The 13,116-nt window shown below is 32.6% G+C and carries 13 protein-coding genes, 1 tRNA gene and 2 other RNA genes; 12 read left to right on the forward strand and 4 right to left on the reverse strand.

The genetic code is table 11. From position 1 onward, the window contains the following. Nucleotide 1 precedes the first annotated feature (1 nt). From AC1EJ5_RS02425 to AC1EJ5_RS02455, 7 genes are read left to right on the forward strand one after another with little or no spacing between them, the layout of a single operon-like run. Nucleotides 2-1,195, forward strand: coding sequence for a dihydroorotase (locus tag AC1EJ5_RS02425; RefSeq protein ID WP_223420236.1), 1,194 nt, complete (start codon nucleotides 2-4; stop codon nucleotides 1,193-1,195). Beyond that, nucleotides 1,179-2,042 (forward strand): orotidine-5'-phosphate decarboxylase, encoded by an 864-nt coding sequence (gene pyrF / locus AC1EJ5_RS02430; protein ID WP_479814350.1) that lies wholly within the window; start codon nucleotides 1,179-1,181, stop codon nucleotides 2,040-2,042. The genes AC1EJ5_RS02425 and pyrF overlap by 17 nt, the downstream gene beginning before the upstream one ends. Next, complete coding sequence (locus AC1EJ5_RS02435; RefSeq protein ID WP_479814352.1) at nucleotides 2,029-2,745, forward strand: dihydroorotate dehydrogenase electron transfer subunit; 717 nt, start codon at nucleotides 2,029-2,031, stop codon at nucleotides 2,743-2,745. Before pyrF ends, AC1EJ5_RS02435 begins: the two co-directional genes overlap by 14 nt. Next, entirely contained in the window at nucleotides 2,745-3,644 is a 900-nt protein-coding gene (locus tag AC1EJ5_RS02440; protein WP_479814354.1) for a dihydroorotate dehydrogenase, read from the forward strand. The genes AC1EJ5_RS02435 and AC1EJ5_RS02440 overlap by 1 nt, the downstream gene beginning before the upstream one ends. Nucleotides 3,645-3,652: 8 nt before the next feature. Continuing rightward, complete coding sequence (pyrE, locus tag AC1EJ5_RS02445) at nucleotides 3,653-4,231, forward strand: orotate phosphoribosyltransferase (RefSeq protein ID WP_479814356.1); 579 nt, start codon at nucleotides 3,653-3,655, stop codon at nucleotides 4,229-4,231. Nucleotides 4,232-4,291: 60 nt separating this feature from the next. Further along, entirely contained in the window at nucleotides 4,292-5,005 is a 714-nt protein-coding gene (locus tag AC1EJ5_RS02450) for a glucosaminidase domain-containing protein (protein ID WP_348937027.1), read from the forward strand. Nucleotides 5,006-5,019: 14 nt separating this feature from the next. Then, entirely contained in the window at nucleotides 5,020-6,678 is a 1,659-nt protein-coding gene (locus tag AC1EJ5_RS02455; protein ID WP_479814358.1) for a glycogen-branching protein, read from the forward strand. A gap of 30 nt (nucleotides 6,679-6,708) precedes the next feature. On the opposite strand, the gene cbpB is transcribed toward AC1EJ5_RS02455, so the two are convergent. The 3 genes from cbpB to AC1EJ5_RS02470 form a co-directional block, all read right to left on the reverse strand. Next, a complete protein-coding gene (cbpB, locus tag AC1EJ5_RS02460; protein WP_223420243.1) occupies nucleotides 6,709-7,173 on the reverse strand; it encodes a cyclic-di-AMP-binding protein CbpB in 465 nt (154 codons plus the stop codon). Nucleotides 7,174-7,264: 91 nt separating this feature from the next. Then, nucleotides 7,265-7,531: signal recognition particle sRNA large type (gene ffs / locus AC1EJ5_RS02465), an RNA gene on the reverse strand. Further along, nucleotides 7,531-7,621 (reverse strand) — tRNA-Ser (locus AC1EJ5_RS02470). The genes ffs and AC1EJ5_RS02470 overlap by 1 nt, the downstream gene beginning before the upstream one ends. Before the next feature lie 103 nt (nucleotides 7,622-7,724). Here AC1EJ5_RS02470 and dnaX point away from each other — a divergent pair. Genes dnaX through AC1EJ5_RS02490 form a run of 4 tightly spaced genes read left to right on the forward strand, consistent with a single transcriptional unit; the run spans nucleotide 7,725 to nucleotide 11,342 of the window. Further along, on the forward strand, nucleotides 7,725-9,404 hold the full coding sequence (gene dnaX / locus AC1EJ5_RS02475; protein ID WP_348937023.1) for a DNA polymerase III subunit gamma/tau: 1,680 nt from the start codon (nucleotides 7,725-7,727) through the stop codon (nucleotides 9,402-9,404). A 9-nt stretch (nucleotides 9,405-9,413) separates the two neighbouring features. After that, complete coding sequence (locus AC1EJ5_RS02480; protein WP_223420245.1) at nucleotides 9,414-9,749, forward strand: YbaB/EbfC family nucleoid-associated protein; 336 nt, start codon at nucleotides 9,414-9,416, stop codon at nucleotides 9,747-9,749. Beyond that, nucleotides 9,749-10,354 (forward strand): recombination mediator RecR, encoded by a 606-nt coding sequence (gene recR / locus AC1EJ5_RS02485; protein ID WP_223420246.1) that lies wholly within the window; start codon nucleotides 9,749-9,751, stop codon nucleotides 10,352-10,354. Before AC1EJ5_RS02480 ends, recR begins: the two co-directional genes overlap by 1 nt. Further along, the gene (locus AC1EJ5_RS02490; RefSeq protein ID WP_308748848.1) at nucleotides 10,347-11,342 is read left to right on the forward strand and encodes a substrate-binding domain-containing protein; all 996 of its coding nucleotides are present in this window, start codon (nucleotides 10,347-10,349) and stop codon (nucleotides 11,340-11,342) included. Before recR ends, AC1EJ5_RS02490 begins: the two co-directional genes overlap by 8 nt. A gap of 135 nt (nucleotides 11,343-11,477) precedes the next feature. Here the strand turns inward: AC1EJ5_RS02490 and ssrA are convergent. Continuing rightward, nucleotides 11,478-11,833, reverse strand: a transfer-messenger RNA (tmRNA) gene (gene ssrA / locus AC1EJ5_RS02495). A 148-nt stretch (nucleotides 11,834-11,981) separates the two neighbouring features. On the opposite strand from ssrA, the gene AC1EJ5_RS02500 reads away from it, so the two are divergent. Next, complete coding sequence (locus AC1EJ5_RS02500) at nucleotides 11,982-13,115, forward strand: glucose-1-phosphate adenylyltransferase (RefSeq protein ID WP_223420285.1); 1,134 nt, start codon at nucleotides 11,982-11,984, stop codon at nucleotides 13,113-13,115. Nucleotide 13,116: the final 1 nt, after the last annotated feature.

The raw sequence follows: 13,116 nt of genomic DNA on the forward strand, positions 1-13,116 counted from the left end.
AATGAAGCAAATTTTTACCAACTTTTACGGCTTTGATGACGTAAAAATTTCTAAAAATGACCTTTATGTTGAAGACGGAATTATTGTAGAAAAATTCCCAAAAGAAGAAGCAGATGAGATTGTAGATTGTAATAATCTCGCCCTTCTTCCTTCTTTTACAGATCTTCATGTCCACTTTAGGGATCCAGGTTTCACATATAAGGAAGACTTGGAAACTGGTTCTCACGCTGCCCTTAAAGGAGGTTTTACAAACGTTCTTTTGATGGGGAATACCAAGCCAACCGTATCAAGCCCTGAAGTTTATGAAGATATTATGAAAAGGGGAAAAGACCTTGATTTAATTTGTATTGATCAAGTTTATACAATTACAAAAAACTTTGATGGCAAAAGCTTAGATCACCTTGATAGCTTACCAGAGTCTGTAAAATTTATTTCAGATGACGGTCATGGAGTTGATGATGGAGCTGTAATGTATATGGCTATGAGAAAGGCTAAAGAGCTAGGAATAAATATGACTCTTCACGAGGAAGTTGCAAAAGTTTCTGCAATAGATTATGAAGTCGCAGAAGACGCTATGACTTTAAGGGATTGCTATTATGCCTATAAGCTAGATATGCCAGTTCATTTTTCTCACGTTTCTACCAAAGGGGCCATGACTGCTATTAAATACTTTAAAGATCTTGGAGCAAAGATAACTTGTGAAGTTACTCCTCACCACTTATATTTTTCTGATAAAACTAGGGATGAAATGAGAGTTAACCCTCCTATTAGAAGGGAAGAAGATAGGCAGTTTTTACTTAAAATGATTAAAGAAGGTTATGTTGATGCCATTTCAACAGACCACGCTCCTCACTCAGCTCAAGAGAAAAAACAAAATGCCCCAGGCTTCATAGGCATTGAGACAGCTTTTTCTACTTGCTATGAAGTATTGGTTAAGTCAGGACTTATATCTTTAAATGACTTAGTTAGGATAATGTCTACCAGGCCTTCAGAAATATTAAAAATTAAAAAGGGTAAATTAGAACCAGGTTATCTTGCTGATTTTACTTTAGTTGATCTTGATAAGTCTTTTGTTTACAGAGAAGAAGATATTCTTTCTAAGTCAAAAAATTCCCTAATGATAGGAAAGACACTTAGTGGTTCGATTGAAAGAGTTTATAGAAAAGGAGTATTGAAATATGAAAATAATAGATAAATTATATGAAAGGGTCGAAAAATTAGGCTTTGTTTGTGTAGGTCTTGATACATCTATGGATTATATTCCTGAATCTATGAAGGAAGGCAAGGATATCCACCAAGCACTTTTTGACTACAACAAGGAAATTATTGATGCAACTAAAGATGTTTGCGCTATTTACAAGCTCCAAATTGCCTACTATGAATCTTATGGACTTGAAGGAATGCTTGCTTATAAAAATACTTTAGACTATCTTAGAAGCCAAGATTTACTTACTATAGGGGATGTTAAGAGGTCTGACATAGCAGCTTCCGCAACAATGTATGCAAAAGCCCACTTTGAAGGAGACTTTGAAGTTGACTTTATTACCCTAAACCCATATATGGGAATGGATTCAATTTCTCCATACCTACCATATTTAGAGTCTGGCCAGAAAGGTGTATTTGTTCTTCTAAGAACCTCAAACCCAGGAGCTAATGACTTTGAAGTTTTAGAAACAAATGGCGAAGAACTTTTCTACACAATTGGTGATAAGCTAAAAGAGTTAAATGATAATTACATTGGTGAATCTGGATTCGGTCCTGTTGGACTTGTTGTAGGTGCAACTCACAGCGAAGAAGTCGAAAAAATTAGAAAAAGATATGAAAAGATGTTTTTCTTAATTCCTGGTTTTGGTGCCCAAGCAGCTGATAGTTCAAATGTTTATAATTTAATGAATAATCTAAATGCAGGCGTTGTAAACTCATCTAGAGCCATCCTTAAAAATTGGATGAATTTTGAAGATGGGGCATCAAATGTTGGTAAATATGCAAGAGAAAAAACTATTGAAACTTACAAGGAAATAGCTAAAAATGCAAGCCTATAGACCATGTAAAGTTTTAGAAAAGATTGAAATTGCACCAGGTATTTTAAAAATTTCTATAGATATAAACTTAAAGGCTAAACCTGGACAGTTTTTTATGCTAAGGGCGGATTCATTTAGGCAAGACCCAATCCTAGCCAGACCTTTTGGAGTATGTGACCAAAGAGAAGATAGGCTGATATTCTTAGTTCAAGTTGTAGGAAAGGGCACAAAGCTATTAGCAGAACTTAAAGAAGGTGACGGAGTGTCAGTCTTAGGTCCCCTTGGCAATGGCTTTGTAAAAACTGATGATAAAAAGATTGCCATAGTTGCCGGAGGAATTGGCATAGCACCATTATTAGAACTCGTTAAAAACTTAGAAACAAAGGCTGATTTCTATGGTGGATTTGCGGCTGATCCTTATTTTGTAGATGAATTTAAACCTTATGTAAATAAGGTTGTAACAAGTTCTGAAAGAGATGAAGGGTTATTTATTCTTGATAAATTAAACCCAGATGATTATGACCTCATCTACGCTTGCGGTCCAAATCCTATGTTAAAAGCTCTCTGTGAGAAAAATACTATGGCCAAAATCCAAGTATCAATGGAAGCCCATATGGGTTGTGGGATAGGTGCTTGTCTAGGATGCACAGTTGAAGATAAAAATGGTGACTTTATTAGAGTTTGTAATGATGGTCCAGTTTTTGATGCAGAAAGGATATTTTAATGAGCTTAAAAGTGAATATAGCGGGCGTTGAATTTAAAAATCCAGTAATTGCAGCAAGTGGAACCTTTGGTTTTGGAGAAGAATACAAAAACTACATAGACCTTAATAAACTTGGTGGGATTTCTTCCAAGGGTCTAACTTTAAGGAAAAATCCAGGAAATCCTGGAATTAGAATTTATGAAACTCCAGCAGGAATAATGAATTCAATTGGCCTTCAGAATCCAGGTGTTGACCACTTTATAGATAATGAACTAGTTTTCATGAGAAAGTATGACACAGTTGTTATAGCAAACCTTGGTGGCCATTCTTATGACGATTATAGGATTGGTGCTGCTAAGCTTGATAAGGCTGACATTGATATGATTGAGTTAAATATTTCATGTCCAAACCTTAAAGAAGGCGGCATGGCTTTTGGCACAGATCCTCAAAAAGCTAGAGAAGTCATTAGTCTTGTTAGAAAGGAAACTAAGCATCCTCTAATTGTAAAACTTTCACCCAATGTGACCCATATCGGTGAATTTGCAAAAATTGCTCAAGATTGTGGGGCTGATGCAATATCTCTTGTTAATACCTTTAATGCCATGGCAGTAGATATAAAAAGAAAAAAATTTGTTTTTAACAATAAAACTGCTGGTCTTTCAGGACCTGCAATTAAGCCAATAGCTCTTAGGATGACATATGAAGTTGCCCAAGCTGTTGATATACCAATTATCGCGATGGGTGGTATTATGGATGTTGAAGACTGTCTTGAATTTATGATGGTGGGAGCTTCGGCAATCCAAGTTGGTACAGCAAACTTTTCAAAACTCGATACAATGATTGAAATAATTGATAATCTAGAAAAATATTGTGCTGATAATAATATCAGTGACATTAATGATATAGTTGGAATTTTATAGGAGAAAAAATGGAAAAAACAATAGAATTATTAAAAGAATCTCACGCCCTACTTGAAGGTCACTTTATTCTTTCAAGTGGTAAACACTCTGATAAGTATGTACAATGTGCAAAATTAATTCAAAATCCTAGATACTGCGAAGAAGTTGCAAAAATAATTGCGGCAAAAATAAAGGAAGCGGGTATTAAGGTAGACTTATGTGTTGGCCCTGCCATGGGCGGCATTATAATAGCCTACGAAGTTGCTAGAGCTCTTGGTGTAGATGCAATCTTTACAGAAAGAGAAAACAACGAAATGACTCTAAGACGTGGTTTTGAAATTAAGGAAGGTCAAAAAGTAATAATCGTAGAAGATGTTGTTACAACTGGTAAGTCTTCTTTTGAGACAGTTGACGTTATAAGAGACCACGGTGGCGAAGTCCTTGCCCTAACTTCAATTGTAAATAGGTCGCACAAGGACGAAATAAATGGCCTACCACTTATCTCAGCAACAAAAATTGAGGTAAATGCTTGGGATCCTGATGATCTACCAGATCATTTAAAAGATATACCAGCCGTTAAGCCTGGTTCAAGAAAAATGAAAGCTTGATAAATAGAGCATTAAGCATATAATTTTATTAATATATATTTTATATATAAGGAGACTTATGTGTATAAAAAAAGTTTTATTAGTAATTTTATATTCTTAATGCTTTTAATTTTGCCTTTTTTTGGATTTGCAGATAAAGCTTTTGCAAATGAGCCTAAGATTAATAGAAAAGAAGCCCTAATCCTAGGCCTTAAACAAATATCTGAAGAAGCAATGAATTTAAAAGATATGAGAGATATAAGGTTTGAAAAATTAAAAAAAGACCTAGATGATTTTATAGAAAAAGGTTCAACAAAAATATCAAATAAAAGTGATTTTTACCCTCTAAATCCTACTCAGTTTTCTAGAGAGGAATTAGGATGGGGTCTTTCTGGCACAAACCTTTTAGGGCTTGAAAAAGACTTTAAAGATGCCAGCGAAGAAGAAGGTGTCAATCCAATCCTACTTATGGCTATGGCTAAGCATGAGACAGGTAATGGTACCAGCGAACTTTTCTTAAAAAAGAAAAATTTATTTGGCTTTAACGCAGTTGACCATGACCCATATAATTTAGCTACAGACTTTAAAGATGAAAGAGCATCTATTTTTACGGTCGCTAAACATTTAAATAATGAATACCTTAATGAAGAAGGTAAGTTTTATAATGGTGTGTCTACAAATGGAATTGGTAAACTGTATGCAACTGATCCTGATTGGTCGAAGAAGGTAGACTGGATGATGATTGAAGTTACCAGGGCTATGATTAGGGGATATGAGGATTACGAACAAAGATAAGGAAAGGTTTATAAATGAACACTAGAGATTATATAAATGGGAAATCTGCCGAAGGATACGAATTTTTCGGTGCTCATAATAGAAAAGGAAAAGATTATATTTTTAGACTTCTCGCACCAAATGCTAAAAATGTTTACCTAGCAGGTGATTTTAACAATTGGGAGAAAATAACCCTAAGAAAATATCCTACTGGAGTATTTTCAGTAACTATAGATGAATGTAGTGAGAAAGACCGCTACCAATATTTTATTGAAGATGAGAATGGTAATGTTTATAAAAAATTAGATCCATATTCTAAAAAAATTTGTTTAAATGAAGAAGTATCGGTAATTGAAAATTTTTCTTATAAATATAAGTATAAAAAAGTTCCTACTAAGCCAAAAAATATATACCAAGTTCATCTAGGCTCGATTTTTAGAGGAAAAGATGATAAGAAAAAAGTATATGAAGACTTAGTAGGTCATATAAAAAATAATAATTTTTCCCATGTTCAAATTATGCCAATAAGTGAATATAAAAACTATAAACAAATGGGATTTTCTTCGATTGGTCTATTTGCCTTTTCTGAAAGATATGGAAATCTTGATGATTTTAAATATTTTGTAGATTTACTTCACAAAGAAAAAATAGGAGTTATAGTAGAGTTAGATATTGCTGAATTTGACCCAGATTTTCTATACTTAGATAGGTTTGACGGAACTAACCTATATAATTATGACTATGATAATATTAAATATAACTATTATGGGTCTATGAATTTTGACCCTGATAAAAACTTAGTTAAGTCTTACTTATTATCGCTAGTTAATTATTATCAAAAAGAATTAAGGATTGATGGCTTATATTTCCCAGCTGCCGAAAATATGGTTTATTGGCAGGGAGATAGGAATAGGGGAGTCAACGAATTTTGGCTTGAACTAATTAGGGAAATCAATGCTTTGATTAAGACTAACAAGGGATATTCAATAGCTGGCTATAATGGAGTTTACGAAGAATTTAACTTAGGTTTTGATTTAATCTTTGATAGTGAGTTTAGAAAAATAGTTGAAGTTTTCCAAAAAATTCCAATGGAAAGAGCTGGATATCAGTCATATATTAGAAATTTAATACAAAATGGATCTTCTAATAAGGCATTTGGTTTTTCATATGTGGACAGTTTCTTAAATGAAGCGAATCTTGCTATGAAAATGTACTCAGAAGATAAGAAAATTGACCAACTCAAGACCCTATTCACATTTTTAATGACATTAAAATCTTCAAAGTTAATCTTCATGGGAGATGAGCTTGCAGATATGAGAACATTTTCTATTTATGATGAATTTAATGCGGGAGAAATAGTAAATAAAAACTTCAATGAATATTATAAAGACTTAGCAAGGATTTTCTTGTCTACAAAGCCTTTAAATGAAGATGATTCTGAAATTAAGATTTTTGATGTCGATGGATATAGCATTTATGCCTATGAAAGATCTTTTAAAAATGAAAGTTATCTAATAATTGTAAACTTCACAGATATTGGGTACGAAATTATAAGCTCTTATAAGCTTAATGAAATAATAAATTCTAACGATTTAAAATTTGGAGGAAGCGGTAATATTAATGGAAAGCTAAATAAGGGTGAAGAAATAAGAATCGAAGCCTTTGGGTCAGCAATCTTTAAAATTGAAAAATAAACGTAAAAATAACAAGGATATAAGTCCTTGTTATTTTTCTATTAAATCATATTCTTTTTCAATATTGTGGGCCACTTGTGTGAATCTTTCTAAGACAACTTTCCTAGGTATGATTCCTAAAAAATATCCGTTTTTTAAAGCCACACAAACAAAGTTATTGTCAATTAATAAAGAGATTACATCTTCAAGCTCGTAATTATCAAAAAGAATAGGTACTACTTGGTTCATAGCTTCTTTTACCTTATGAGCCGCAAGCTTGTCTTCATTAAAAAGAGACAGGTCATCAAAACTTCTTACAATCAAAGGAATAGAAATAAGACCTCTAATGCAATTATTATCATCAACTACAGGTATAATTTGATATCCAGAACTAGATAAGACCAAGCTTGCGTGAAGTAAAGAGTCATTCTCATTAACTACGGCAACCTGGCTAGATGGTACCATTAGGTTAGCAGTTGGTTTATTAAAAAGTTTGGTAAATTTTTCTCCAATCAATTTTAGCTCCTATAATTTTATCTAATTATATTATAACATAAAACTAATTTTGAGCATAAAAAAACTCCAAGATTAACTTGGAGTCATATGTAAGCACACCCAATATCGAACAATTAGCATAATATAGGGGCTAGAATCCCTAGCTCATGGTAGGTTGCCTTACGGCACACATAAGTGTCTGCTTAATGCTGCTAGGTTCCCCTCCTGACATGGTTCACAGTCTTATGTTGCGTAAGATCTATCAATCAACACTAGTTATTTTAGTCTTTTATTTCGCTAAGAGCCCTCCATTGGGACTTAAACCCTGCTATAGCGGATTGCAGGTTACAAGGCACCGCTAGTTCCCTGTCTAGTGCGTGGCGGAGAGCATGGGATTTGAACCCATGATACATGAAAACTGTATACACGATTTCCAATCGTGCTCCTTCAACCGCTCGGACAGCTCTCCATGCTACAATAACTTACTATACCTTTATTTGATATCATTGCAAAATAAAAAAATCAAAATATATCTTAAAATGTGGTATAATTAGTAGGTAGAAAGGAAGGCTATGGCAAAAGCTTTATATAGACAATACCGACCAAAGGTTTTTGATCAAGTTCTTGGTCAAGATAAGGTCGTTAATGTATTAAAAAATCAAATAAAAAATAAGAATTTTTCTCACGCTTATCTATTTGCTGGAGAGAGAGGTTGTGGTAAAACTTCAGCAGCTAAGATTTTCGCCAAGGCAATTAACTGTCTTAATCCACAAGATGGTTCACCCTGTCTAGAATGCGAAAATTGTAGGGCAATAGAAGAAGAAACTAGTCTTGATGTAGTGGAAATGGATGCGGCTAGTAATAGACGTATAGACGATATTAGAAATCTTAGGGATAATGTGATATATCCTCCAGCAAACCTAAAATACAAGGTCTACATAATAGACGAGGCACATATGATTACCAGGGAAGCCTTTAATGCTCTATTAAAAATCATGGAAGAGCCACCAAAACATTTGGTATTTATACTTGCTACTACAGAAATTGACAAAATTCCTAAAACAATTCTATCAAGGGTTCAAAAATTTGAATTTAACAAAATTGACTCATCTAAAATCAGAGAACAGATAAATATAATCCTTAATGACCAAAATGTAAAAATGGAAAACGAGGCAATTGACCTTATTATAAGAAAGGCTAAGGGGGCTATGAGAGATGCTTTAAGCATCTTAGATCAAGTCTTATCCTTTGATAAGGAAGAATATTTCCTAAAGGATGTTGAGTTTATCCTAGGTTCAGTCGATTTTGAGAAAATCAACAAACTTGTAACCAGCATAATTGCAAAAGATCAAAGAGAAAGTTTAAAAGACCTAGTAGCAATAAGAGATGATGGTAAGTCAAACTTAGATATCGTCGATTCACTTATCAATTTTTATAGGGACCTAATGGTTTTAAAGGTAAGTGGGGATGATACAAGTTTTGAAAATAAGGAAAGACTTGATTTGCTTAAAGAAAAAATTGAAGATATTAGTCTTGAAAGAATTATTACAAGTCTTGATGTATTAAATGATTACTTTATAAAAATAAATTCCTCATCTAATACTGATATTTTAAGCGAAGTCTTGGTCCTAAGGCTAATTGATACTGTAGATATGAATAGCCTAATATCTAGGGTTGAAAAACTTGAAAGATTAGGTCAGTCTGATATAGTTGATACTATTAATAGGATAATTGATAATAGATTGGATAATTTTACACCAATTTTGAATTCTCAAAAACAATTACCTATAAAAAAAGAAATAGAAATTGAAAATTCTATCGAAGATAATTCTGAAGAATTTATTCCAAATGAAGAGTTGGATCAACCTATTGTAGATGAAATTATAGATAATAAGGATAATATTCCTGAGCCTACTATACTTGATCCAAAAACAGTTCACTCTATAAGGGATATGGTGGTTTCAACTTCTGGAACCATGTTAAATACACTTTTTAAGGATGAAGGATTTAACTATAAGTTAACTGAAGATGATTTTACACTTATAATTAAAGATGAATTTTATAGGATATTTATTGAAACAAAAGTAGATGAAATAAGCGAAAAACTTTCAAGTATCCTAAAAAAAGATATAAATTTTTCATTAGTGACTGGTGAGAATAAAAAAGTTGAAAAATCAGACACTAATGACGAAACAAATGGAACGATAAATAAGCTAAAAAATATTTTTAATGATGAATTAATTATTAAATAGGAGGAAGATATGGCTAGAAATTTTAGAGGCGGAATGCCAAATATGAACAATATGATGAAACAAGTAAAGAAGATGCAAGAGGAAATGGAAAAGGCTCAACAAGAACTTGAAGAAAAAGAATTTACATCTTCTGCTGGTGGCGGAGTTGTTGAAGCAACTGTTACTGGTAAAAAAGTAGTAACATCTATTAAAATTAACCCAGATGTAGTTGATCCTGATGATGTTGATATGCTTCAAGATCTAATTATGGTTGCAATAAATGACGCAGCAAGCCAAGCTGATAAGTTTAATGAAGAAAATATGGGCAAACTAACTGGTGGAATTAATATTCCTGGTTTAATGTAATGGCGATTTTACCTGAATCATTAAATAATTTAATAGAACAATTTCAAAAATTACCTACTATAGGCAGAAAAAGTGCAGAAAGACTTGCAATGAGCATAGTAGACGAAGATACAAAGAGTGTTGAAGATTTTTCAAAAGCTTTAATGGAAGTTAAAAAAAGAATTCACCACTGCAATATTTGTGGCAATCTCACAGAAGAAGAAACTTGCAAGATTTGTAGAGATTTTACAAGAGATGAAGAATATCTTTGTATTGTTGAAGATGTAAGAAATCTCATTGCTATCGAAAAATCTGGTGCCTATAGGGGTAAATACCATGTTTTGGGTGGGCTTATTTCGCCATCAGATGATATAAGCCCAGATAAATTAAATATTGATAAGCTTTTAGACCGATTAGATAAAGAGAATATCAAGGAAATAATCCTCGCCATTGCTTCGACAATAGAAGGGGAGACAACAATTCTATTTATAACTAATCTTCTAAAGGGAAGAAATATTAAAATTTCAAAAATTGCCCAAGGCATCCCAGTAGGTTCTCACCTAGAGTATTTTGACCAACTCACCCTAGAAAGAGCTCTGGAAGATAGGAGAGACGTAAGTGAATAAGCTAAAAAAATTGTTGGTAATAATTATTCCTGTTTTATTGCTAACAGGTTGCATTTTGATTCAAAAAAATAAGTCTAAGAAAGTTGGAAAAATCGAAAAAGACGTGATTGAAGTGAGTGAAAAACCGACAACGAATAAAGTTAATGTTAAAACCTCAACCTTTGCCTCAGATATTATTATGGATAAGCTATGCGCTAGCAATGAAAATTATGACTACATGAAGGTTAATAACCTTTCTCAGATTGAGTCATTAAACTTTGATATAGCAATAGTTCCTGCTTACCAGGTGGTTGATCTATATAATAAAACTGATGGAAATATTAAAGTCGCAGCAATAACTTTAGTTAATAACATTAATATAATAAGCGATAAACAAATTACTAATCCAAAAGATATGGCAAGAAAAACTATTATGGTACCTGAATTAAATGAGTCAATGAACAAATTAATTGAATCTAGACTTGGTTTTATAAAGACTCTTATGAGGATAAACATAGAATTTTATTACAATCAAAAAGATTTAGTTAAAAATCTTGACAATTCAGAAAATGTCCTTGCAATACTTTCAGAACCTTACTATTCCAAAGCAATAGCAAAGAGGTCTTATTACACTTTTGACATAAACAAAGCAATAGCGATGCTACCAAACTCAAAAGCCGATTCTGATAGTGACTTTTTGTCTGAAGTAATAATTGTTAATAAGAATTATCTAAAAGATAATAAGGAGAGTTTTGATAAGTTCTTAGTGGAATTTAAAAAAGCCCAACAAGAAATTAATGAAGAAACTGTTTTGTCACAAGGTATTATAAATAATTACGATATAACAAATGAAGAGGCTATAAAAATTTATAAATCAATGGAAAATACCTTCATAGATTCAGATACTATGGCAGGGGTATTTGAAATTTATATGGACAAATTAGAAAATTTAGATAAAAATATATTCGGCGGAAAAAGACCAACGGATGATCTATATTATAAGAACTAAAAACTCCCTTTTGGGAGTTTTTTATGTGGAAATTTATACGATTTTTAAATGAAAATTATTGGCAAATATATATTAATGGTAGTAGATATGTACTTAAAAAAATAAACGCTGAATAATCAACGTTTACAAGGTGTTTGGTGGAGATGAAGGGAGTCGAACCCTTGTCCGTGAAAGCGTCACCAAAGGCATCTACAAGCTTATTAAGTTTTAAAGTTTCGCATAGAAAATAAAAAACTTACAAAAAGTTTTTATGCTAGCTTCATAATACTCGATATAGCTCAAAGCTTTGATATATCGGTTGTCGCGTAATTATAAAACAAATATTAAGTCTGCGACGGGCTTAATATTCATTGCTGGACCTATTACTAGGCAGCTAGTGCGAAGTTTGCTTCGCTATTTTCGTTTGCGTTTATATTTAATTATCAATTTACGTTTTGATATACGGCCTGCAGCCAAAGCCTCTTCAATCACGTCGAAACCATGGCATCCCCATATAGGGTAATTATACTTATATAATAAGGCTTGTCAAAAGAGTTAAATATATGATAAAATATAAAAAAGAAAAGGTTTTCTAGAATATAATTTCCATATTTGGGTATATATATGAAGACAAATATAATTCATAAAACAGGAGGGCTTATGAGAAACGCAAACAATACTGCAGCAATGCTTTTAGCAGGTGGACAAGGTTCAAGACTTAAAGCATTGACAAGAGAAATGGCAAAACCGGTAGTTCCTTTTGGGGGGAAATATCGTATTATAGATTTCGCCCTTAGTAACTCTACAAATAGTGAAATTAAAGATATAGGTGTCTTGACTCAATATAAACCACAACTATTAAATGAACACCTTGGTATAGGCACTGCCTGGGATTATGATAGGAATTTTGGTGGCTTAAGAATTCTTACACCATACTATACTGAAGAAGGTGGTAGGTGGTTTGAAGGTACTGCTTCTGCTATATATGAAAATATCAATTATTTAGACGAGGTTAATCCAGAGTACGTTTTAATTTTATCAGGCGATCATATTTATAAGATGGATTACAGAGAACTTTTAGATGTACATAAGCAAAAAGGAGCTGACTGTACAATCGCTGTTATGGAAGTAGATTGGGAAGAGGCTAGCCGTTTTGGTATCATGAATACTGATGAAGATGGAAAAATTGTTGAATTCGAAGAAAAGCCTGAAAATCCAAAATCAAACCTAGCTTCAATGGGTATTTATATTTTCAATTGGAAAGTTTTAAGAAAAGAATTAATTGAAGATTATGAAAATAAAGAATCTACAAATGACTTTGGTCATGATATTATACCAAAAATGCTAAACCAAGGCTCACCACTTTATGTTTATAAATTTGATGGTTATTGGAAGGATGTAGGAACAGTTAGAAGTTTCTGGCAGGCAAACCTTGATCTTATCGATCCTGATAATGAACTTCGAATTTATGATGATAACTGGAGAATATATACTAAATCTCTTAATCTACCTCCACATAGACTAGGCAAGAAAGCTGAGCTTACTGATACTCTTGTAAATGAGGCTTGTGTTATAAATGGTAAGGTTAATCATTCTGTTCTTTTTTCAGAAGTCGAAATAGAAGAAGGAGCTGAAGTTTATAATTCAGTCTTATTAAATGGAGTAAAAGTAAAATCTGGAGTTAAGATTTATAATGCCGTAGTTGCAGAAAATATGGAATTAACCGAAGATATAGGCAAAGAAAATGACGAAAAAGTTTATCTTGTCAGCAATGAAGGGATAGAGGAGGAATAGG

The sequence above is a fragment of the Anaerococcus sp. C0059F3 genome (assembly GCF_056590475.1).